Source organism: Georgenia thermotolerans, assembly GCF_009193185.1.
Lineage (GTDB): Bacteria > Actinomycetota > Actinomycetes > Actinomycetales > Actinomycetaceae > Georgenia > Georgenia thermotolerans.
Map to the genome: position 1 here is coordinate 32506 of NZ_VUKF01000026.1, position 22603 is coordinate 55108.

The window sequence follows — 22603 nt, forward strand, 5'->3', positions numbered from 1 at the left end:
AGCAGGAGGGCGGCCCGACCACGAGCGAGCCGACCGGGTGAACGGGTGAGCCGACCGGCTGCACCGGGAGGCGACCGGCCGGGAGCGGTGTGAGACGATGACGGCGTGCTCCGCGCCGTGACCGCCGCCTCCCGGCGATTTACCGGGCCCGCCCAGGGCCCGGTCGACGTGCGCTGAGACCTGCCCGGGCGGGCGCTGTTACTAGACTGACCCGCTGGCAGCGCGCGGCCCCTCCTCTGGCGTGCCGCCCTGCCGGCCCCGACCCGCCCGGAAGGTATGCATGTCTGACTCCGCCGTGATCTCCCCGCTGGACGAGCAGGCGGTGAGCGCCGCGCTCGAGGCCGGCCTCGCCGCCGTCGCCGCCGCCTCCTCCCTCGACGCCCTCAAGGAGGCCCGCCTCGCCCACACCGGCGACCGCAGCCCCCTGGCGCTGGCCAACCGCGCCATCGGCGCCCTGGCCCCGCAGGACAAGGCCGCCGCCGGCAAGCTCGTGGGCCGGGCCCGCGGGCGCCTGACCAAGGCGATCGCCGCCCGGCAGGGCGAGCTCGAGGCCGAGCGCGACGCCGAGGTGCTGCGCACCGAGACCGTCGACGTCACCCTGCCCACCGACCGTGAGCCGCGCGGCGCCCGCCACCCGCTGGAGACCCTCATGGAGGACATCTCCGACTTCTTCGTGGCCATGGGCTGGGAGATTGCCGAGGGCCCCGAGGTCGAGCACGAGTGGTTCAACTTCGACGCCCTGAACTTCGGCCCCGACCACCCCGCCCGGCAGATGCAGGACACCTTCTACGTCGAGGGCGAGCCGCACCTGGTGCTGCGCACCCACACCTCCCCGGTGCAGGCGCGCACCATGCTCACCCGCGACGTGCCGATCTACATCGCCTGCCCCGGCAAGGTCTTCCGCACCGACGCCCTCGACGCCACCCACACCCCGGTGTTCCACCAGGTCGAGGGGCTCGCCGTCGACAAGGGCCTGACCATGGCGCACCTCAAGGGCACCCTGGACCACTTCGCCCGGGCGATGTTCGGGCCCGAGGCGCGCACCCGGCTGCGCCCGAGCTTCTTCCCCTTCACCGAGCCCAGCGCCGAGATGGACCTGTGGTTCCCCCAGAAGAAGGGCGGGCCCGGCTGGATCGAGTGGGGCGGGTGCGGGATGGTCAACCCCAACGTCCTCATCGCCGCCGGCATCGACCCCGAGGTCTACTCCGGCTTCGCCTTCGGCATGGGCGTCGAGCGCACCCTCATGCTGCGCCACGGCATCGCCGACATGCACGACATGGTCGAGGGCGACATCCGTTTCTCCCAGCAGTTCGGCACCACCGGAAGGGGCAACTGACATGCCGTACGTCCCGCTGACCTGGCTCGCCGAGCACACCGCGGTGCCCGCCGGCACCACCGCCGCCGACCTCGCCGCCGCCCTCGTCCGGGTCGGCCTGGAGGAGGAGCGCATCGTCCCGCCGCAGGTGACCGGCCCGCTCGTCGTCGGCCGCGTGCTCACCGTGGCCAAGGAGGAGCAGAAGAACGGCAAGACGATCAACTACTGCCGGGTCGACGTCGGGGCGCACAACGACGCCCCCGGCACCGCGCGTGAGGAGGGAGCGCCCGAGGTCCCTGCCTCTCGCGGCATCATCTGCGGCGCGCACAACTTCGCCGAGGGCGACCACGTCGTCGTCGCCCTGCCCGGCGCCGTCCTGCCCGGGCCGTTCCCCATCGCCTCGCGCAAGACCTACGGGCACATCTCCGACGGCATGATCTGCTCGGCCCGCGAGCTCGGCATCGGCGAGGACCACTCCGGGATCATCGTCCTCGAGCGGATGCTCGGCGCCGACGCCGTCCCCGCGCCCGGCACCGACGCCCTCGGCCTGCTCGGCCTGGGCACCGAGGTCCTCGAGATCAACGTCACCCCCGACCGGGGCTACTGCTTCGCCATGCGCGGCGTGGCCCGGGAGTACTCCCACGCCACCGGCGCCGCGTTCACCGACCCCGGCCTGCCCGAGAACCTCCCGGGCGGGGCGGTGCCGGCGCCGACGCCGGACGGCTTCCCCGTCGAGGTCGACGACGCCGCGCCGATCAACCGCGTGCCCGGCTGCGACCGGTTCGTCACCCGCGTCGTGCGCGGCATCGACCCGGCCGCCCCGTCCCCGGAGTGGATGCAGGAGCGGCTCGTCCAGGCCGGCATGCGGCCGATCTCCCTGGCCGTGGACGTGACGAACTACGTCATGCTCGACCTCGGCCAGCCGCTGCACGCCTACGACCTGGCCCAGGTCGCCGGCCCCATCGTGGTGCGCCGCGCCACCGCCGGGGAGCGGCTGACCACCCTCGACGACGTCGAGCGCCGGCTCGACCCCGAGGACCTCCTCATCACCGACTCCCCGGACGGCGCCCGCGGCGCCCGCGTGCTCGGCCTCGCCGGCGTCATGGGCGGGGCGGACACCGAGGTCTCGGCCACCACCACCGACGTCCTCATCGAGGCCGCCCACTTCGACCCCGTCTCCGTCGCGCGCACCGCCCGGCGCCACAAGCTGCCCACCGAGGCCGCCAAGCGCTTCGAGCGCGGGGTGGACACCGCCTTGCAGGCCGTGGCCGCCCAGCGGGTGGTCGACCTGCTCGTCGCGCACGGCGGCGGCACGGCCGACCCGGCCGTGTCCGACCTGGACACCACCACGGCGCCCGCCCCGATCGTCTTCGACCCGGCCGAGGCCACCCGCCTGGTCGGCGTGGCCTACCCCCGCGAGCAGGTCCTGGACCTGCTGCGCCAGATCGGCTGCGCCGTCGCCCCGGCCGCCGACCCGGCCACCACCGCCGACGACGACGGCGCCGACGACGCCACCGGCGCGGTCGCCGTCACCCCGCCGACCTGGCGCCCCGACCTCGTCGGGCCCGCCCACCTGGTCGAGGAGGTGGCCCGCCTGGCCGGGTACGACGAGATCCCCTCGATCCTGCCCACCGCGCCGGCCGGGCACGGCCTGACCACCGCCCAGCGCCAGCGCCGGGACGTGGCCCGCGCGCTCGCCGAGCACGGGCTGACCCAGGTGCTGTCCTACCCGTTCATCGGCGACGTCCACGACAAGATGGGCCTGGCCGCCGAGGACCCCCGCCGGCGCGCGCTGCGCCTGGTCAACCCGCTGGCCGACGACGCCCCCGCCATGCGCACCTCCCTGCTCGACACCCTGCTGGACACCGCCCGGCGCAACGTCAGCCGCGGCGCCGCCGAGCTGGGCGTCTTCGAGATCGGCCTGGTCACCCGCCCCGACGGGCTGGTGGCCGGGGAGGCGCCGGGCGTGGACCGGCGCCCGACGGACGACGAGCTCGCCGCCCTGCGCGCGGCCGTCCCGGCCCAGCCGCGCCACGTCGCCGGCGTGCTGGCCGGGCCGCGGGTGCCCGACGGGGTGTGGGGCCCGGGCCGGCCGGCCGACTGGGCCGACGCCGTCGAGGCCGCCCGGGTGGTCGCCCGCACGGTCGGGGTGGACCTGACCGTGCGCGCCGGCACCCAGGAGCCGTGGCACCCCGGGCGCTGCGCCGAGCTGGTGCTGCCCGGCGGGCGGGTGATCGGCCACGCCGGCGAGCTGCACCCCAAGGCGTGCGAGGCGCTCGAGCTGCCCGCGCGCACGGTCGCCTTCGAGGTCGACCTCGACGCCGTGCTCGCGGCCAGCCCCCAGGAGCCGCTGCAGGTCGCGCCCGTCTCGACCTTCCCGCTGGCCAAGGAGGACGTGGCCCTGGTGGTCGACGCCGCCGTGCCCGCCGCGGACGTGCTCGCCGCCGTGCGCGAGGGCGCCGGGGAGCTGGCCGAGGAGGTCCGCCTGTTCGACGTGTTCACCGGCGAGCAGCTGGGCGCGGGCAAGAAGTCCCTGGCCTTCGCGCTGCGCCTGCGCGCCGCCGACCACACGCTCACCGCGGAGGAGACCGCCGCCGTGCGCACCCGGATCGTCAAGGTCGCCGGCAAGCGGGTCGGCGCCGTCCTGCGCAGCTGATGTCCACGCCGGTGACGGGCGGGCGGCAGGGGCCTGTCGACCCCGTCGTCCCGCCCGCCCGCACCGCGCTGGTCACCGGCGCCTCCCGCGGGATCGGGCGGGCGCTGGCCGTCGGCCTGGCGAGGGCCGGGCTGGACGTGGCGGTGCTGGCCCGGGACGCGGAGCGGCTGGCCGCGACCGCGGCCGAGATCCGCGCCCTGGGCCGGCGGGCGGTGGCGGTGGCCGCGGACGTCACCGACCCCGCCGCGGTCACCTCGGCGGTCGAGACCGCCGAGGCCGACCTGGGCTCGATCGACCTGCTGGTCAACAACGCCGGGCGCATCGACACCGAGGTGCCGCTGTGGGAGGCCGACGTCGAGGAGTGGTGGTCGGTCGTGGAGACGAACGTGCGCGGGCCCTTCCTGCTGGCCCGCGCCGTCGTGCCCGGCATGCTCGCCCGCGGCGGCGGGCGGGTCATCGACCTCAGCTCGGGGGCCGGCACGCGCGACAACGCCGACGCGACTGCCTACAACGTCGCCAAGACCGCCCTGTTCCGCATCGGCGGCAGCCTGCACGAGGCCGGCCACGCCCGCGGGCTGCGCACCTTCGAGCTGGCCCCCGGCGTCGTCGTCACCGACATGACCCGCTCGATGCGCGCCCACGCCGGGCGCACCGAGTGGACGGACGTGGCCGACGTCGTCGAGCTCGCCGTCGTCATCGCCCGCGGCGGGCTGGACGACCTGTCCGGCCGGTACCTTCGCGCCGGGACCGACACCCCGGCGTCGCTGCGTTTCCGGGCCTCCCTCGGCGAGCTCGGCGACGCCCGGCGGCTGCGGGTGACCGACTGGCCGGACGCGAGGACATAGGTCCCCCTTTCTCCCGGGGGCGAGGCCGCACAGTGGAGGGGTGAGAGTCCTCGTCGTCGTCGCGTCCAAGCACCGCGCCACCGCCGAGATCGGCGACGCCATCGTCTCCGAGTTGCGCGCCGCGGGGCTGCAGGCCCGCCGCGTCAGCCCGGCGGAGGTGCGCACCTTCGCCGGCGTGGACGCGGTCGTGCTCGGCTCGGCCGTGTACATGACGCAGTGGATGGAGCCGATGCGCGCCCTCGTGGCCCGCCACGCCGACGTCCTGCGCAGGCTGCCGGTGTGGGTCTTCTCCTCGGGCCTGGCCGGGGTCGCCGCCGGGGGAGAGGTGCCCGACCCGGCGCGCGCGTCGGCGCTGGTGCGCGGCATCGAGCCGTCCGGCTACGCCACCTTCAAGGGCCGGCTGGACCCCGGGGCGCTGGGGCTGCGGGAGCGGTCGGTGACCCGGTTGGGCAGCGCCGCCGAGGGCGACTACCGCGAGTGGGACAAGATCCGGGCCTGGGCCCGGGAGGTCGCGGCCGCGCTGCTCGCCCACGCCCCGACCGCGGAGCGCCCGCTCCTCCTGCGCTGACCCCCAGCGGTGAGACGTCAAGAAGTGCACGAGAGCTCACGACATGCGGTGAGACGTCAAGAAGTGCGCGCGAGGTCAAGTTCTGCACGGGGCCTGGCGTGCACTACTTGACCTCTCACGGCGTGTTTGACGTCTCGCGCACTGTTTGACGTCTCGCGCCTTGTGGGGGTCAGGGGACGAGGAGCACCTTGCCCGTGGTGGCCCGGCCCTCGAGCGCCTCGTGGGCGCGCCGGGCCTCGGCCAGCGGGAACCGCTCGCCCACGCGCACCGTCAGCCGCCCGGACACCGCCGCGTCGAACACCTCCCGGGCGCGCCACAGCAGCTCCTCCCGCTCGGCGGTGTAGTCGGCGAGCTTGGGGCGGGTGACGAACGCCGACCCGGCGGCGTTGAGCCGCTGCAGGTCGAAGGGCGGCACCTGCCCGCTGGCGCCGCCGAAGAGCACCAGCATGCCCCGGCGGCGCAGCGAGGCCAGCGAGGCGTCGAAGGTGGTGCGGCCCACGCCGTCGTACGCCACGTCGACGCCGGCGCCGCCGGTCATCTCGCGCACGATCGCGGGCAGCTCGGCGGTGAGGTCGTCGAGCTCGGTGTAGCGCACCACCTCCGCGGCGCCGGCCTCGCGCGCCAGCACCTCCTTCTCGCGGCTGCCCACCAGGCCGATGACCCGGGCGCCGCGCGCGGTGGCCATCTGGGTGAGCAGCAGCCCGACGCCGCCGGCCGCGGCGGTCAGCAGCGCCGTCTGGCCCGGGCCGAGCGGGAACGTCGAGGCGACGAGGTAGTGCGCCGTCATGCCCTGCAGCGGCAGCGCGGCCGCGGTCTCCAGGTCCAGCCCGTCGGGGACCGGCAGCGCCACCGCGGCCGGCACCGCCACCTCCTCCGCGTACGAGGCGCGCGCGTCGGCCCACGCCACCCGGTCCCCGACGGCGAAGTCGGTCACCCCCTCGCCGACGGCGGTCACGGTGCCGGCGCCCTCGGCCCCCGGCACGTGCGGGAAGGACATGGGGTACACGCCCGAGCGCTCGTACGTGTCGCGGAAGTTCACCCCGGCGGCGGCGAGCCGGACCAGCAGCTGGCCGGGCCCGGCGCCCGGCGCGGGCACGTCGACGACGGACAGGACCTCGGGGCCGCCGGCTTCGGTGGCGTGGATGGCGCGCATGGGCCCAGGATGCCGCAACACCGTGACCGGCGGCACGGTGGCCGCGACGACACGGCGCCGCGACGGCACGGCGGCAGGCGGCCGGCGCTCAGGCCCACGCGCCGGATGGCGAGACGCACACCGGCAGGTCATGCAGCACCCTGTATCGTTATGCAGGTGACATTCACTGCAGCGGTGGCCGGCGCCTCCGGCTACGCCGGCGGCGAGGTGCTGCGCCTCCTGCTGGGCCACCCCGAGATCGAGGTCGGCGCGGTCACCGCGCACAGCAACGTGGGCCAGCGCCTCGGCGAGGCGCACCCGCACCTGCTGCCCCTGGCCGACCGCGTGTTCGAGCCCACCGACGCCGCCACCCTCGCCGGCCACGACGTCGTCGTCCTGGCGCTGCCGCACGGGCGCTCCGGCGAGATCGCCGCCGCCCTCGCCGCCGCCGGCTCCGACGCCTTGGTCCTCGACTGCGGCGCCGACCACCGGCTGGCCGACGCCGGCGACTGGGAGCGGTTCTACGGCACCGCCCACGCCGGCACCTGGCCCTACGGCCTGCCCGAGCTCATCCTCGCCGACCAGGGCGCCCGCCAGCGCGACCGGCTGCGCGGCGCCCGCCGCGTCGCGGTGCCCGGCTGCAACGTCACCGCCGTCACCCTGGCCCTCCAGCCCGGCGTCGCCACCGGGCTGGTGGACCCCGCCGACGTCGTCGCCGTGCTGGCCGTGGGCTACTCCGGCGCCGGCAAGGCCGCCAAGACCCACCTGCTCGCCGCCGAGGCGCTCGGCTCCCTGGCGCCCTACGCCGTCGGCGGCACCCACCGGCACGTACCCGAGATCGAGCAGAACCTGCGCGCCGCCGGCGCCGGGTCGGTGCGGCTGTCCTTCACCCCGGTCCTCGCCCCGGTCTCCCGCGGCATCCTCGCCACGGTGACGGCGCCGCTGACGGCGGGCATCAGCCCCGCCACCGTGCGCGCCGCGTGGGAGCAGTACTACGCCGACGAGCCCTTCGTGCACCTGCTGCCCGAGGGCACCTGGCCGACCACCGCGATGGTCACCGGCGCCAACACCGCCCTGGTCCAGGTGGCGGTGGACGAGCGGGCCGGGCGGGTCGTCGCCCTGTGCGCCATCGACAACCTCGTCAAGGGCACCGCCGGCGCGGCGGTGCAGTCCATGAACCTCGCCCTCGGCCTGCCCGAGACCGCGGGCCTGTGCACCGTGGGGGTGGCCCCGTGAGCGTCACCGCCCCCCGGGGCTTCCGGGCCGCCGGCGTCACCGCCGGGCTCAAGCCCTCCGGCAGGCCCGACCTGGCCCTCGTCGTCAACGACGGGCCCGAGCACGTCGCCGCCGGCGTCTTCACCTCCAACCGGGTCGTGGCCGCCCCGGTGCTGTGGTCGCGCGCGGCGGTCGGCGACGGCGTCGCCCACGCCGTCGTCCTCAACTCCGGCGGCGCCAACGCCTGCACCGGCCCCGAGGGCTTCGCCGACGCCCACCGCACCGCCGAGCACGTCGCCGCCGCGCTCGCCGTCTCCGCCGGGGACGTCCTCGTGTGCTCCACCGGCCTCATCGGCGAGCGGCTCGACCTGCCCGCCCTGCTGGCCGGGGTCGACGCCGCGGCCGCCGCCCTCGCGCCCGACGGCGGCCCCGCCGCGGCGACGGCGATCATGACCACCGACACCGTGCCCAAGGAGGTCCTCGTCGAGCGCGGGGCCTGGCGGGTCGGCGGCATGGCCAAGGGGGCGGGCATGCTCGCCCCGGGCCTGGCCACCATGCTGTGCGTGCTCACCACCGACGCGGTCGTCACCGCCGAGGACGCCGACGCCGCCCTGCGCGCCGCCACCGCCGTGACCTTCGACCGGGTCGACTCGGACGGGTGCATGTCCACCAACGACACCGTCGTGCTGCTCGCCTCGGGCGCCTCCGGCGCGCGCGTGGGCGCCGCCGAGCTCACCGAGGCGCTGACGGAGGCGTGCGCCGCCCTCGCCCGGGCGCTGGTGGCCGACGCCGAGGGCGCCAGCCACGACATCGCCGTCACCGTCCGCGGCGCCACCAGCGAGGCCGCCGCGGTGGCCGTGGCCCGGGCGGTGACCCGCTCGAACCTGTTCAAGGCCGCGGTCTTCGGCAACGACCCCAACTGGGGCCGGGTGCTCTCCGCGGTGGGCACCGTCCCGGTCGACGTCGCCCCCTTCGACGCCGACGCCGTCGACGTGGCCATCAACGGGGTGCTGGTGTGCCGGGCCGGCGGGGTGGGGGAGGACCGCGCCCTGGTCGACCTGGCCGTCGCCCGCGAGGTGCGGGTGGACGTCGACCTGCACGCCGGCGACGCCGCGGCGACCGTCTGGACCAACGACCTCACGCACGACTACGTCCACGAGAACAGCGCGTACTCCACATGAGCGAGCAGACCAACACCCTGGGCCAGGTCCCCTCCGAGGACCTCGACACCGAGCGGGACCTCTTCGCCTTCCAGAAGGCCGAGGTCCTCATCCAGGCGCTGCCCTGGCTGCGGCGCTTCTCCGGCGCCCGCGTCGTGGTCAAGTACGGCGGCAACGCCATGGTCGACGACCGGCTTAAGCGGGCCTTCGCCCAGGACGTGCTGTTCCTGCACCAGGTGGGCCTGCAGCCGGTCATCGTCCACGGCGGCGGCCCGCAGATCAACCAGCTGCTCGACCGCCTCGGGCTCGTCTCGGAGTTCCGCGGCGGGCTGCGGGTGACCACCCCCGAGGTCATGGACGTCGTGCGCATGGTGCTCACCGGCCGGGTCCAGCGCGAGCTCGTCAGCCTGCTCAACGCCGAGGACGCCCACGCCGTGGGCCTGTCCGGCGAGGACGGCCAGCTGCTGGTCGCCGAGCGGCGCCCCGCCCTCGTGGACGGCGAGCCGGTCGACGTCGGCCTCGTCGGCGACGTCGTCGCCGTCGACCCCCAGGCGGTCGAGGACCTGCTCGCCGCCGGCCGGATCCCGGTGGTCTCCACCGTCGCGGTCGACGCCGGCGAGCCCGGCCAGGTGCTCAACGTCAACGCCGACACCGCCGCCGCGGCGCTGGCGGTGGCCCTGGGCGCGACCAAGCTCGTGGTGCTCACCGACGTCGAGGGCCTCTACGCCGCCTGGCCGGACCGGGCCTCGCTGATCAGCCAGCTGCGCGCCGGCGAGCTCGAGGCCCTGCTGCCCGCGCTGCAGTCGGGGATGGTGCCGAAGATGGAGGCATGCCTGCGCGCGGTGCGCGGCGGCGTGCCGCAGGCGCACGTCATCGACGGGCGTCAGGAGCACTCGATGCTGCTGGAGATCTTCACCGATGCCGGGGTGGGCACGCTCGTCCTCCCGGACGAGGAGGGACAGGCATGACCGAACCGACGACGACGACCCCCGCCGCGGCCACGACCGGGCCGGGCTGGGCGCAGCGCTACGGCGCCGCGCTGATGAACACCTTCGGCGCCCCCCAGCGGGTGCTCGTGCGCGGCGAGGGCGCCTACGTGTGGGACGCCGACGGGCGGCGCTACCTCGACCTGCTCGGCGGCATCGCCGTCAACGCCCTGGGCCACGCCCACCCGGCCTACGTCGCGGCGGTGACCGAGCAGCTGGGCACCCTGGGGCACGTGTCGAACTTCTTCGCCACCCCGGCCCAGGTCGGCCTGGCCGAGAAGCTCCTGGCGCTGGTCACCCCCGGCGGCGCGCCCGCCGGCTCGCGGGTGTTCCTCGCCAACTCCGGCACCGAGGCCAACGAGGCCGCGCTCAAGATGGCCCGCCGCCACGGCGGGGCCGCCCGCCCGCGGATCCTGGCCCTGGAGGGCGCCTTCCACGGCCGGACCATGGGCGCGCTGGCCCTGACCCACAAGGCCGCCTACCGCGAGCCGTTCGAGCCGCTGCCCGGCGGGGTGGAGTTCGTGCCCTTCGGCGACCTCGCCGCCCTGGAGGCGGCCATGGGCGACGACGTCGCGGCCCTGTTCCTCGAGCCGATCCAGGGCGAGGCCGGCGTGCGGCCGCTGCCCCCGGGCTACCTCGCCCGGGCCCGCGCGCTCACCAGCGCCGCCGGCGCCCTGCTCGTCCTCGACGAGGTCCAGTCCGGGATGGGCCGCACCGGGACCTGGATGGCGCACCACCTGCCGCACGTCGGCGGCGGGGTGGTGCCCGACGTCGTCACCCTCGCCAAGGGCCTGGGCGGCGGGTTCCCCATCGGCGCCACCGTGGCCCTGGGCGAGCACGCCGCGACCCTGCTCGGTCCGGGCCAGCACGGCACCACCTTCGGCGGCAACCCGGTGGCCGCGGCCGCGGCGCTCGCCGTCATCGGCGCCATCGAGGACGAGGGGCTGCTCGCGCACGTGGCCGAGCTGGGCACCTGGCTGCGCGAGAAGGTCGCCGGCCTCGGCCACGCCCGCCTCGCCGGGGTGCGCGGGGAGGGGCTCCTCATCGCGATCGAGCTCACCGAGCCGGTCGCCCCGCGAGTCGCCGCGGCGCTGCTCGACGCCGGGTTCATCGTCAACCCGGTGCGCGAGGACGCGGTGCGCCTGGCCCCGCCGCTGGTCCTCACGACGGCGCAGGCGCAGTCCTTCCTCGACGCCCTGCCCGCCGCCCTCGACGTCGCCGGGGCCCGGCCGTGAGCGCGGGCCTGGAGGAGCCGACCAGCCGGATGCCGGCCACGAAGGCGGCCCGGCACGCCGTCATCGCCGAGATCCTCGAGCGCACCCCGGTGCGCTCGCAGTCCGAGCTGCGCGAGGCGCTGGCCGCGCGGGGCATCCAGGCCACCCAGGCCACCCTCTCGCGCGACCTGGACGAGCTGCGCGCGCTGAAGGTCCGCGGCCTCGACGGCGAGCAGGTCTACGCCCTGCCCCTCGAGGGGGGCACCGCCCAGCCCGTCAGCGAGCAGGAGCAGATCGCGGCGCGGCTGCAGCGCTGGTGCGCCGAGGTGCTCGTCACCGCGGACACCGCCGCGAACCAGGTGGTGCTGCGCACCCCGCCCGGCGCCGCCCAGCTGCTGGCCTCCGCCATCGACCACTCCGTCCTGCCCGGCGTGCTCGGCTGCATCGCCGGGGACGACACCGTCCTCGTCATCACCCGCGACGCCGCGGCCGCCCAGGCCCTGACCACCCGCCTGCTCGCCCTCGCCGGGCGCGGGCGGCCCCAGCCTCCAGGCGCGGGCGCCACGCCCGCCGCCCTCTGAAACTCCCGCGGGCACCAGCCGCGCGGGACCGAACCACCAGGAGAAGACCCCATGACCGCCACCCAGACCCAGCCCGAGTCCACCACCGTGCCGAAGAAGGACCGCGTCGTCCTGGCCTACTCCGGCGGCCTGGACACCTCCGTCGCCATCGGCTGGATCGGCGAGCGCACCGGCGCGGAGGTCATCGCCGTGGCCGTCGACGTCGGCCAGGGCGGGGAGGACCTCGAGGTGGTCCGCCAGCGGGCGCTGGACTGCGGCGCGGTCGAGGCCTACGTGGCCGACGCCCGCGACGAGTTCGCCGAGGAGTACTGCATGCCGGCGCTGCGGGCCAACGCCCTGTACATGGACGCCTACCCGCTGGTCTCGGCGCTCTCCCGCCCGGTCATCGTCAAGCACCTGGTGCGCGCCGCCCGCCAGTTCGGCGCCACCACCGTGGCCCACGGCTGCACCGGCAAGGGCAACGACCAGGTCCGCTTCGAGGTCGGCATCACCTCCCTCGCGCCCGACGTGCGCTGCATCGCCCCGGTGCGCGACCTCGCCCTGACCCGCGACGTCGCCATCGAGTACGCCAACACCCACGCGCTGCCGATCGAGACGACCAAGCACAACCCCTTCTCCATCGACCAGAACGTCTGGGGCCGGGCCATCGAGACCGGCTTCCTCGAGGACATCTGGAACGCCCCGACCAAGGACGTCTTCAGCTACACGGACGACCCCACCTACTCGCCGGCGCCCGACGAGGTCGTCATCTCCTTCCGGGAGGGGATCCCGGTGGCCATCGACGGCCACACGGTCACCCCGCTGCAGGCCATCCAGGAGCTCAACCGCCGCGCCGGGGCCCAGGGCATCGGCCGCATCGACATCGTCGAGGACCGCCTGGTGGGCATCAAGTCCCGCGAGGTCTACGAGGCCCCGGGCGCCATGGCGCTCATCGCCGCCCACAAGGAGCTCGAGAACGTCACCCTCGAGCGCGAGCAGGCCCGGTTCAAGCGCGGCGTCGGCCAGCGCTGGACCGAGCTGGTCTACGACGGCCAGTGGTTCTCGCCGCTGAAGAAGTCCCTCGACGCCTTCATCGACGACACCCAGCGCTACGTCTCGGGCGACATCCGCCTGGTGCTGCACGGCGGGCGGGCCACCGTCACCGGCCGGCGCAGCGAGCAGAGCCTGTACGACTTCAACCTGGCCACCTACGACACCGGCGACGCCTACGACCAGTCCCAGTCCAAGGGCTTCATCGAGATCTTCGGGATGACCTCGAAGCTCGCCGCCGCCCGCGACGTCAAGTTCGGCCACGGCGTCGACTTCGGCACCGGCGACCTCTCCGCCGAGTAGGCGCCCCGGCACGGCCCCGCCCCGCGCGCCGCGGGGGCGGGGCCGTCGTCGTCCCGGCGCCGGGACGACGACGGCGTCCCCCGGCGTGGAGGCGTCAGCCCCAGTAGCCGGCCATGAGCTCGGTGGCCCAGCTTGGCTGGCGCACCGGGCCGCGCGGGCCGAACTCGGCCATCCACGGCTTGATGTCGAGCACCGGGGTGCCGTCGACGGCGTCCAGCCCCCGCACCCGCAGCGTCAGGCCGTCCACGCCCTCCAGCGCGCAGACGGTCACCCCCAGCCGGTTGGGCCGGTTCTTGCCGCGCTGGGCGAAGATGCCCACCTCCGGCCAGGCGGGGTTGCCGCGGGGGCGGCGGGCACCGCGCTCGACCCTCCCGGCCGGGACCCGGTCGAAGAGGAAGACCACCTCGAGGTGGCTGAAGGCCTCGATCTGCGCCAGCGCGTCCGGGCCGAACTGCGCGGCGTCGAGCTCGATGGCGGCCTCGACGGCGTCCCAGTCGTCGTCGAGGACCTCGGCGCGCGCCGAGCGGACCCGCCCGACCGGCGTGAGCTCGATGGTCACGGTCGCGGCCCGGCCAGCGTCGCCACGAGCACCGCCTTGATGGTGTGCATCCGGTTCTCCGCCTGGTCGAAGACGATCGAGGCGGGCGACTCGAACACCTCGTCGGTGACCTCGAGGGCGTCCAGGCCGGTGCGGGCGTAGATCTCCCGGCCGAGCGTGGTGCCGAGGTCGTGGAAGGCGGGCAGGCAGTGCATGAACTTCACGTCCGGGTTGCCCGTGGCCGCCAGGAGCCCGGCGTTGACCTGGTAGTCGCGCAGCAGGGCGATGCGCTCGTCCCAGGCCTCCTTCTTCTCGCCCATCGACACCCACACGTCGGTGTAGACGAAGTCCACGCCCCGCACGCCCGCGGCGACGTCGTCGGTGACCGTCAGCCGGGCGCCCGTGCGACCGGCCACCTCGCGGGCCTGGGCGACCACGCCGGCCTCGGGCTGGAGCCCCTCCGGGGCGACCAGGCGCACGTCCATGCCGAGCATCGCCCCGGCGACCAGCAGCGAGTGGGCGGTGTTGTTCCGGGCGTCGCCGACGTAGGCGAAGGCGATCTCCTCGTCGGCCCTGGGCCGGCCGTCGACGGCGGCGTGCTCGCGCATGGTGAGCTGGTCGGCGAGCATCTGGGTGGGGTGCCACTCGTCGGTCAGGCCGTTGAACACCGGCACGCCGGCGTACGCGGCGAGGGTCTCGACGTCGGCCTGGCGGGCGCCGCGGTACTCGATGCCGTCGAAGAAGCGCCCCAGCACCCGGGCGGTGTCCTTGAAGGACTCCTTGTGCCCGATCTGGGAGCCGGCCGGGTCGAGGTAGGTCACGTGGGCGCCCTGGTCGTGGGCGGCGACCTCGAACGCGGTGCGGGTGCGGGTGGAGGTCTTCTCGAAGATCAGGGCGATGTTGCGGCCGGCGAGGCGGCGCTCCTCCCGGCCGGCCTTCTTGGCGGCCTTGAGGTCGGCGGCGAGGTCGAGCAGCGCGCGCCACTCCTCGGGGGTGAAGTCCAGCTCCTTGAGGAAGCTCCGTCCGCGCAGGTCGCTGGTCACGCTCACTACCCCTGTTCTCCTCGGTGTCAGATGCCCTCCCGGATGGTAGGGCAGCTCATGCAGTGCGGGCCGCCGCGTCCGCGGCCGAGCTCCCCGCCCGGCACGACGACGACCTCGATGCCCATGTCCCGCAGGTAGGCGTTGGCGGTGGGGTTGCGGTCGTAGGTCACGACGAGGCCGGGGGACAGGGCGAGGGCGTTGCACCCGTCGCCCCACTGCTCACGGGCGGCGGCGTGGGCGTCCTGCTCCGGGGCGAGGATGCGCAGGCCGGTGACGCCCATCGCCTCGGCGATCGCCGCGTGCATGTGCTCGGCCTCGTGGTGGACCACCCGCAGCCCGTCCGGGCCGGGGGTGAGGGTGGAGGAGGGCAGCATGCCCAGCCCGGCGTACTTGAGGAAGGAGCGCTCGTCGACCATGGTCATGACGGTGTCCAGGTGCATGAAGGCGCGCGCCTTGGGCATGGTCACCGCCACGACGCGGTCGGCGGCCCCGGCGGCGAAGAGCCGGGTGGCGAGGTGCTCGACGCCCTGCGGGGTGGTGCGCTCGCTGATCCCGACGAGGACGGCGCCGCCGCCGAGCACGAGCACGTCCCCGCCCTCGACCGTGGCGCGGGCGTCGGCCAGCGGCGCGGACCAGCGGTGGTGCGTGCTGCCGGCGAAGCGCGGGTGCCAGCGGTAGATCGCCTCGTAGTGGACGGACTCGCGCACCCGGGCGGGCATGCGCATGGGGTGGACCGCGACGGCGTCGTAGACCCAGGAGGAGGTGTCCCGGGTGAACAGGTGGTTGGGCAGCGGCGGCAGGACGAGCGCGTCGAGCGCGAGGTCGTGGAGCACGAGCGAGCGGGGCGCGGCGATGCGGTCGAGCATCTCGCGCTTGGTCAGCCCGCCCAGGAGCACCTCGGTGAGCTCGGCGTCGTCCATCGCCTGGGCCATCTCCCGCAGCGCGGGCGCGGCGCTGGGCCCGTAGAGGCGCCCGCCGAAGGTGTGGTCGACGACGTAGGCGCGCGCCTCGGGCACGGCCAGGGTCTCGCGCAGCAGGTCGGAGAGGTGCAGCACCTCCGCGCCCACCCCGGCCAGCGCCGCGGTGAACTCGTCGTGCTCCTCCTGGGCGCGCGGCACCCACAGCAGGTCGTCGAAGAGCAGCTCGTCCTTGTTCTGCGGGGTCAGCCGCAGCAGCTCGCGTCCCGGCCGGTGGACGATCACCTGGCGCAGCCGCCCGACCTCCGAGGCGACCTCGAGGACCGGCGCGGCGGACGGGGCGGGGGCCTCGGCGGCGGCCGGCTCCGGTGCGGGCGTCTCCCTCAGCATGTCTCCTCGCTCGGGTGGGCGGCGGTGCTCGTGGCACACCGTCTCACGGCGCACCCGCGCGGGAAAGACGAACTACGCCGCCACCGGCGGCGAGGCGAGCGCACGCCCGCGGGCCGCGGCGCACGCGCTCGCAGCGCGCGACGGCCGGCGGCGCCCCCCACGCCGCCGGCCGTCTCGCCCCGCCGGATCGGGCTCAGCCGCTCACGGGGCCCCGGGCACCGCCACGGGGGCGGACCAGGCGGAGGCCCCGAGCGCGTTGGTGGCCCGGACCCGCACGTACCACTGCTGCCGGGCCACGGTGCCCGTCGTGAACGTCGTGGCGTTGGCCGGTGCGGTGCCGGTCCCGGCGACCGTCGCGAACGTGGCCGAGGCGCTCCACTGGATCGTCTGGTCGGTCTCGTTGTCGGCCCTGTCGGTCCAGGTGACCGTCATCCGCTCGTTGTTGCCCTGCCGGGCGGCCGTGCCCTTGACGTCGGTGGGCGCGGCCGGCGGCCCGGCCGTGACGGTGAGCCGGGCGGGGGCCGAGGCCCCGGCGACGTTCACCGCCGTGACCCGGTAGACGTACGTGGCGCCCAGGGAGGGCGAGGTGTCCGCGTACGTCACCGTGCCCGTGCCGGAGCGTGCGGGCACCGAGGCGAGCTGGGTGAAGGTGGTGCCGCCGTCGGCGGAGCGCTCGACCACGAACCCGGACTCGTTGGAGGCGTTGTCCCGCCACGTCAGGCTCACCCGCGGCCCGGCCTGGAGCGTGGCGGCCAGGCTCGACGGCGCGGCCGGGGTGTTGACCCCGACGGGCTCGGACGTCGAGGAGGCCGTGAGGGACGGGAAGGCCTCCCCGTAGCCGACGGTGTTCTGCGCGACGACCCGGTACCGGTAGGGCGTCGTCGGGTTCGCCGTCGGGTCGGTGAAGCTGCGCGTGCCGTGGACGTTCGGCCGGTCGAGCGGTGAGTCGGACGTGCCCACGTCCGCCCAGGTCTTGCCGTCGGCCGAGCGCTGGACGAGGAAGGCCGTCTCGGTGACCGACCGGTCGTTCCAGGTCAGCTTGATCCGGGCGTTCCTCCCGGTGCCGGTCACGGACCAGGCGAGCCCGTCCGACGCCGCCGGCGGCAGCGCCAGCGAGACCGGGCGCATCATGTCCATCTCCTCGTGGCTGAGGATGTGGCAGTGGAGGACGTACTCCCAGCCGAAGTTCACCAGCCGGTTGGTGATCGCGGTGGTGGGGTTGCCCTGCGGGTCGATGTTGTTGAACCCGGTGGTCGCGCCGAGCTGCATCATCGGGCTGAGCGGTCGCACCGCGTTGGGCACCTCGAAGGGCACCTTGGGGATGACGGGCCGCAGGGCGACGATGGTGTCCTCCAGCGGGCTCATCCGGACGGTGTCCTTCCACCCCAGCTCGCTGGGCTCGGTGGGGATGACGATGTTGTCCCACGTGACCCGGTTGAGGACCTGGACGTCGTAGAGGTGGAAGTGGATCGGGTGCGTGTCCACCCCGTTGTGGGTGAACCGCCAGATCTGCGTCCCGTCCGGGGAGGAGCCCATCGGCGCGACCTTGACGTCGCCGGAGGGGCGCCCGTCGGCGTCGAGCGCGACCCCGGCCCGCGGCAGCTGGGTGCCGTCGATGAGCTCGGTGGCCGGGTTGACGTACGGGTAGAGCGTGACGTTCTGCGCCCCGGGGGTGGGCGGTTGCGCCTCCAGGCCCATGGTCGCCTGCATGCGCCCGAACTCGTCGAAGGTCGTCGAGTTCATCTCGTCGTGCAGGGCCTTCGGCTCGAGCCTGAGGGTGGTCTTGGTGCCCGGCGCCCGCAGGGTGTTGAACCCGAAGCTCGTGGTGTCGCTGACGCGCACGAGCCCGTCGCAGCTGGTGCTCGTGGTCTTGGGCGAGTTGCAGTTCGACGCCGCCGGGAAGTTGGTGCCGTAGGCGGAGTCGTAGGCGTCCTGGCCGACGATGACGGGGTTCTGGCCGGACTCGAAGACCCCGGTGCCGCCGGAGTTGTGCCGGAAGGCGTTGCGGAGCCTGGTCAGGTCGAACGGGGCGGCCGGGGGCTCGTCGGCGATCGTCACCTGCATCACGGTGCGGGTGTTGGGCCCGTAGCCGGCCAGGATCTTCGGGGCGCCGACGGGGCTGAGGTCCGGGGCGCCGGTGTAGTAGTCGTAGGACGGCACGCGCGCCGGGAAGGCGGCGGGGGCGTCGTTGTACAGGATGAGGGTCTTGCCGGCGAACTTCGAGAAGTCGACGACGGCGTCCGCCCGCTCGGCCGGGGCCAGCAGCAGCGAGTGCTTGTCGACGTTCCCGACGTCGAACCGGGTCGGGTCGGTGATCCAGGTGGTGGGCTGCTGGCCGTCGACGACGGCCGGCGCGGGCAGGAAGCCGCCCTCGGAGGCGATCTGGACCCAGTCGGGGCCGGCGGCGTTGTCGTTCGCCCCCACCGGGGTGGGGGAGACGGTCGGGTCGGTCTGGGCGGCGGCGAGCTCGGCGGGCTTGAGCGCGACCTCCGTCGTCCCGTCGCCCTGGGTGGGGTCGGCGACGTACCACTGGAAGTTGAAGAAGCGGTCGTTGGCGGCGTTGAGCAGGCGCAGCCGGTAGGCCTTGGGCTGCAGCGTCACCTTCGGGTAGGCCACGCCGTTGACGACGGGGGTGTCGTTGAACTGCTCCATGCCGGCCGAGACGTTGGGCGTGCCGGGGATCTGCTCGGGCTCGCAGAACGGGTCGGTCTGGTACTGCCAGGTGTCGGGGTCGTCCAGGCGGCAGGCGGGGTCGAAGGAGGGGTTGGGGATCGGGCCGTACTTTGTGTCGGCGGCCGGCGGCCAGAACCACGGCCCGTACATCCACCGGCCGTAGGCGCTCATGCCGGAGGGGTCACCGGGGTTCTGCGCGGGCATGTAGACGTGGTGGTACCACAGGTCCCCCTCGCCGCCCCAGCGGGCCTTGTCCCAGGTGGGGTCCTGGCCGTAGCCGGTGACGGCGCCGCCGGCGTCCGTGGTGTCGTAGAGCTGGCGGTCGGACGGCACGAACGTCTTGTCCTGGACCACGAGCGGCAGGGTGGCCTCCGGGCCGGGGATGACGCCGTCCTTGACCAGCCGCTTCTCGGTGTCGTCGGTGATGGTGTAGCCGGCGGCCTCGCCGGCGTAGACGTTGAGGCGCGTGATGCCCCACGAGTGGTCGTGGTAGAACATCAGCCGCGCGCTCTGCTGGTTGGTGTAGAAGAACGTCGAGCAGCCGTCGTCGGCCGGCTCGCACACCGCCGCCTTGGTGGCGGGGTCGATCATGTCGGGCACGTTCTGCACGCTCACGCCCTGGGGCCACGAGGTGCTCTCGTTGGCCGGGGTGATCCACTGGTGCGGCGTGCCGTCGCTGATCCAGGGCGTGATCCCGCCGTGCAGGTGGAGGGTCGCGCGGTTGTCCGGGAAGCAGGAGTCGCTCTTGGGTGACTGGCTGCACATGGGGTTGCGCACCTCGTCGGTGACTGAGGAGCCGTCGACCGGCTCCGGCATCGCCATGGTCGTCGGCGCCATGCCCGAGCCCATCATGGAGCTGTCGGTGGGCAGGAAGAGGTCGCCGGCGGCGCCGGTGGGCAGGAGGTTGCGGAAGACGACGCGCACCGGCTTGTCCTTGGTGGCGCCGATGAACGGGCCGAGGTACTGCGGTGGCGTGACGGCGAGGACGGGCGTGCCGTCCGCGTTGGTCACCGGCGCCTGGGTGCCGTCCGGCAGCGTGTTCGTCAGCGGGTAGTGCTGGCTGATCGCCGCGTTGTCCGGGGTCTCCAGCTGGACGTACCCGCGCACCAGGGTGCCGGCGTCGGGCAGGTCCGAGGAGAAGCGGGTGCGGTACTGGACCAGGCCGATGACGTACTCGTCGGACTTCACCCCGTCGTAGTCCTTCTCGGCGGGGACGGCGTTGGGGATGTACCTGCTGCCGTCCGTCGGGCACGGGGCGGCGGCGTCGCCGGGCGTGCAGGTCAGGGGCAGGTCGTCGACGAACTTGCGCATGCCGGGGGTGAGGTAGCCGTCGCCCGGCGCGTCCACCGTGACGGCGGTGACGGCGCCGACGTCCGTGACGGCGGTGGCGCCCGCCCCGGTGCCGTCGCCCGTGATGGTGACCGCCGGGGCGGCGGTGTAGCCGCTGCCGAAGTCCTCGACGTTGACGGCGGTGAGCTGGAGGGTCGTGCGCACGGCGGCGAGGCTGCCGCCGTCGGCCAGGGTCACGGGGTCGAACTGGGTGCCGTTGCGGATGGCCACCGCCGGCGCCGTGGCGTAGCCGGAACCGGGGTTGTCCACGACGACCGTGGTGATGGTGCCGTTGGCGTCCATGCCGTCCTCGGCGTCGCCGGCGGCCTTCATGGGCACGTGCCCCGTGGCCCGGGTTCCGGTCGGGTCGTCGGGCAGGTCGAAGTCGACGGTGGGCATGGTGTAGCCCTTGCCGCCGTCGGTGATGGTGACCGCCTCCACGCCGCCGCTGGCGACCGCCGTCGCGCCGGCGCCGCCCCCGCCGCTCAGCTCCACGCCGAAGGAGGTGTAGCCGCTGCCCGGGACGACGTCGGTGAAGCCGGTGACGACGCCGGAGGCCGTGACGGTGGCGGTGGCGCTCGCGGCCGTCCCCGTGCTGCCGTCGATGGTCACGGTCGTGGTGGCGGGGTCGTAGCCGTGGCCGGGGGAGGTGATCTCCACCGAGGCGATGCCCCCGCTCACCGGGTCCACCTGCGCGACGGCGGTCGCGCCGGCGCCTTCTCCGTCGATCGTCACCGCGGCGTTGTTGAGGGTGAGCGGGCTGTTCGCCCAGTTGGGCCAGGGCCCGAAGTAGTGCGGCACGGTGGCCGGGTCCACGGCGGCGGCGGGCGCCGCGGCCGCGGGCAGCTGCCCCACCAGCAGCGGGAACAGCGCGAGGGCGGCCAGCGCCGCCGTCCTTCGTCGGGGGGTCATGCGAGTCTCCTGCCGTCGTCGTCGGGAAGCAGCAGGCAAGGCGGCGCAACGTCGTCGTCGTGCCCGGTGTGAGGGTCTCGAAACCGGACGTGCGCGGCGGGCGGTCCGGGGGTTGATCGGGGGCCCGATTACCGGGGTGACGGACGAATCGGACGCGGGTGAGCGCCTCGCCCGCAAATCGGACACCCCTCCCGGAGCGGCCCCCGGACGGCGTCCGCCCGGTCCGGAGGGGCGGGGCGGCCGGCGCGGGCGGCATGGACGGGTGTGCGCCGCACGCCCCGGGCACGGCAAGATCGCCCCATGGACACCTCCTCCGCCGACCAGCCCACGCCCACCGCGCACCTGAGCCTGTGGGGCGGGCGCTTCGCCGGCGGGCCGGCCGACGCCCTGGCCGCCCTGAGCAAGTCCACCCACTTCGACTGGCGCCTGGCCCGCTACGACATCGCCGGCTCGCGCGCGCACGCCCGCGTCCTGCGCCGCGCCGGCCTGCTCGACGACGCCGAGCTGGCCGGCATGCTCGACGCCCTGGACCGCCTCGACGCCGACGTCGCCTCGGGCGCGTTCGCCCCCGCCCCCGACGACGAGGACGTGCACACCGCCCTCGAGCGCGGGCTCATCGAGCGGGCCGGGGCGCACCTGGGCGGCAAGCTGCGCGCCGGCCGGTCGCGCAACGACCAGATCGCCACCCTGGTGCGGCTGTACCTGCGCGACAGCGCCCACGACCTCGCGGCGGGCGTGCTCGACGTCGTCGACGCCCTCGTCGCGCAGGCGGCCGCCCATCCCGAGGCCGTCATGCCCGGGCGCACCCACATGCAGCACGCCCAGCCGGTGCTGCTGGCCCACCACCTGCTCGCGCACGCCTGGCCGCTGCTGCGCGACGTGCAGCGCTGGGTGGACTGGGACGCCCGCGCGGCCGTCTCCCCGTACGGCTCCGGGGCGCTCGCGGGCTCCTCGCTCGGTCTGGACCCCGACGCCGTCGCCGCCGACCTCGGCTTCGCCGCCGCGGTGGAGAACTCCATCGACGGCACGGCCGCGCGCGACGTCGTCGCCGAGTTCGCCTTCGTCGTCGCGATGACCGGGGTGGACCTGTCCCGGCTGAGCGAGGAGGTCATCGTCTGGGCCACCAAGGAGTTCGGGTTCGTCCGCCTCGACGACGCCTACTCCACCGGCTCGTCGATCATGCCGCAGAAGAAGAACCCCGACGTCGCCGAGCTCGCCCGCGGCAAGGCCGGCCGGCTCATCGGCGACCTCGCCGGGCTCCTGGCCACGCTCAAGGGCCTGCCCCTGGCCTACAACCGGGACCTGCAGGAGGACAAGGAGCCGGTGTTCGACGGCGTGGACACCCTCGAGCTGCTGCTGCCCGCGGTCGCCGGGATGGTCGCGACGCTGACCTTCGACACCGACCGCATGGCGGCGCTCGCCCCGCAGGGCTTCTCGCTGGCCACCGACGTGGCGGAGTGGCTCGTGCGCCAGGGCGTGCCCTTCCGGGAGGCCCACGAGGTCGCCGGGGCGTGCGTGCGCGAGTGCGAGGGCCAGGGCAAGGAGCTGTGGGACCTCACCGACGCCGAGCTGGCCGCGATCAGCTCGCACCTGACGCCGGCGGTGCGCGAGGTCCTCACCGTGGAGGGCTCCATCGCCTCCCGCGACGGGCACGGCGGCACCGCCCCCGTGCGCGTCGTCGAGCAGCTGGCCCGCGCCGCCGACCGCGCGGCGCGCCTGCGCGCGTGGGCGGAGGGCGTCGACGAGGAGAGCCACGACGCGGGGGAGCCGGCGACGGCGTGAGCGGCGCGACCGGCG

Annotated in this window: 16 protein-coding genes; 11 read left to right on the plus strand and 5 right to left on the minus strand. The window is 74.9% G+C overall.

All coding sequences use genetic code 11. The features are described from left to right. Positions 1–280 precede the first annotated feature (280 nt). Genes pheS through GD970_RS13115 form a run of 4 tightly spaced genes read left to right on the plus strand, consistent with a single transcriptional unit; the run spans position 281 to position 5384 of the window. Positions 281–1336: a phenylalanine--tRNA ligase subunit alpha gene (gene pheS, locus GD970_RS13100; RefSeq protein WP_152203346.1), complete on the plus strand. Its 1056-nt coding sequence runs from the start codon at positions 281–283 to the stop codon at positions 1334–1336. Between the two features lies 1 nt (position 1337). Further along, positions 1338–3971, plus strand: coding sequence for a phenylalanine--tRNA ligase subunit beta (pheT, locus tag GD970_RS13105; protein ID WP_152203347.1), 2634 nt, complete (start codon positions 1338–1340; stop codon positions 3969–3971). Continuing rightward, positions 3971–4816 (plus strand): SDR family NAD(P)-dependent oxidoreductase, encoded by an 846-nt coding sequence (locus GD970_RS13110; protein WP_152203348.1) that lies wholly within the window; start codon positions 3971–3973, stop codon positions 4814–4816. The genes pheT and GD970_RS13110 overlap by 1 nt, the downstream gene beginning before the upstream one ends. Before the next feature lie 40 nt (positions 4817–4856). Then, on the plus strand, positions 4857–5384 hold the full coding sequence (locus tag GD970_RS13115) for a flavodoxin domain-containing protein (protein ID WP_152203349.1): 528 nt from the start codon (positions 4857–4859) through the stop codon (positions 5382–5384). Positions 5385–5553: 169 nt separating this feature from the next. Here the strand turns inward: GD970_RS13115 and GD970_RS13120 are convergent, their stop codons facing one another. Next, positions 5554–6537 (minus strand): quinone oxidoreductase family protein, encoded by a 984-nt coding sequence (locus GD970_RS13120; RefSeq protein WP_152203350.1) that lies wholly within the window; start codon positions 6535–6537, stop codon positions 5554–5556. Positions 6538–6687: 150 nt separating this feature from the next. Here GD970_RS13120 and argC point away from each other — a divergent pair, with 150 nt between their 5' ends. From argC to GD970_RS13150, 6 genes are read left to right on the plus strand one after another with little or no spacing between them, the layout of a single operon-like run. Continuing rightward, positions 6688–7752, plus strand: a complete 1065-nt coding sequence (argC, locus tag GD970_RS13125; protein WP_152203351.1) for an N-acetyl-gamma-glutamyl-phosphate reductase — start codon at positions 6688–6690, stop codon at positions 7750–7752. Further along, positions 7749–8912, plus strand: coding sequence for a bifunctional glutamate N-acetyltransferase/amino-acid acetyltransferase ArgJ (gene argJ, locus GD970_RS13130; protein ID WP_152203352.1), 1164 nt, complete (start codon positions 7749–7751; stop codon positions 8910–8912). Before argC ends, argJ begins: the two co-directional genes overlap by 4 nt. Then, positions 8909–9859, plus strand: a complete 951-nt coding sequence (gene argB / locus GD970_RS13135; protein ID WP_152203353.1) for an acetylglutamate kinase — start codon at positions 8909–8911, stop codon at positions 9857–9859. Before argJ ends, argB begins: the two co-directional genes overlap by 4 nt. Then, complete coding sequence (locus GD970_RS13140; protein WP_152203354.1) at positions 9856–11112, plus strand: acetylornithine transaminase; 1257 nt, start codon at positions 9856–9858, stop codon at positions 11110–11112. Before argB ends, GD970_RS13140 begins: the two co-directional genes overlap by 4 nt. A gap of 29 nt (positions 11113–11141) precedes the next feature. Next, on the plus strand, positions 11142–11672 hold the full coding sequence (locus GD970_RS13145) for an arginine repressor (RefSeq protein ID WP_152203355.1): 531 nt from the start codon (positions 11142–11144) through the stop codon (positions 11670–11672). Positions 11673–11723: 51 nt separating this feature from the next. Then, positions 11724–13004, plus strand: coding sequence for an argininosuccinate synthase (locus tag GD970_RS13150; RefSeq protein WP_152203356.1), 1281 nt, complete (start codon positions 11724–11726; stop codon positions 13002–13004). 94 nt (positions 13005–13098) lie between these two features. Here GD970_RS13150 and GD970_RS13155 read toward each other — a convergent pair whose 3' ends face one another. From GD970_RS13155 to GD970_RS13170, 4 genes are all read right to left on the minus strand, one after another. After that, positions 13099–13563 (minus strand): SAM-dependent methyltransferase, encoded by a 465-nt coding sequence (locus GD970_RS13155; protein WP_152203357.1) that lies wholly within the window; start codon positions 13561–13563, stop codon positions 13099–13101. Then, positions 13560–14585, minus strand: a complete 1026-nt coding sequence (gene argF, locus GD970_RS13160) for an ornithine carbamoyltransferase (protein WP_152203369.1) — start codon at positions 14583–14585, stop codon at positions 13560–13562. Before argF ends, GD970_RS13155 begins: the two co-directional genes overlap by 4 nt. Positions 14586–14611: 26 nt before the next feature. Then, positions 14612–15892: an arginine deiminase gene (locus GD970_RS13165; protein ID WP_152203358.1), complete on the minus strand. Its 1281-nt coding sequence runs from the start codon at positions 15890–15892 to the stop codon at positions 14612–14614. 201 nt (positions 15893–16093) lie between these two features. Continuing rightward, entirely contained in the window at positions 16094–20806 is a 4713-nt protein-coding gene (locus GD970_RS13170; protein ID WP_152203359.1) for a multicopper oxidase domain-containing protein, read from the minus strand. A 300-nt stretch (positions 20807–21106) separates the two neighbouring features. Here GD970_RS13170 and argH point away from each other — a divergent pair, with 300 nt between their 5' ends. Next, complete coding sequence (gene argH, locus GD970_RS13175; protein ID WP_152203360.1) at positions 21107–22588, plus strand: argininosuccinate lyase; 1482 nt, start codon at positions 21107–21109, stop codon at positions 22586–22588. Positions 22589–22603 lie beyond the last annotated feature (15 nt).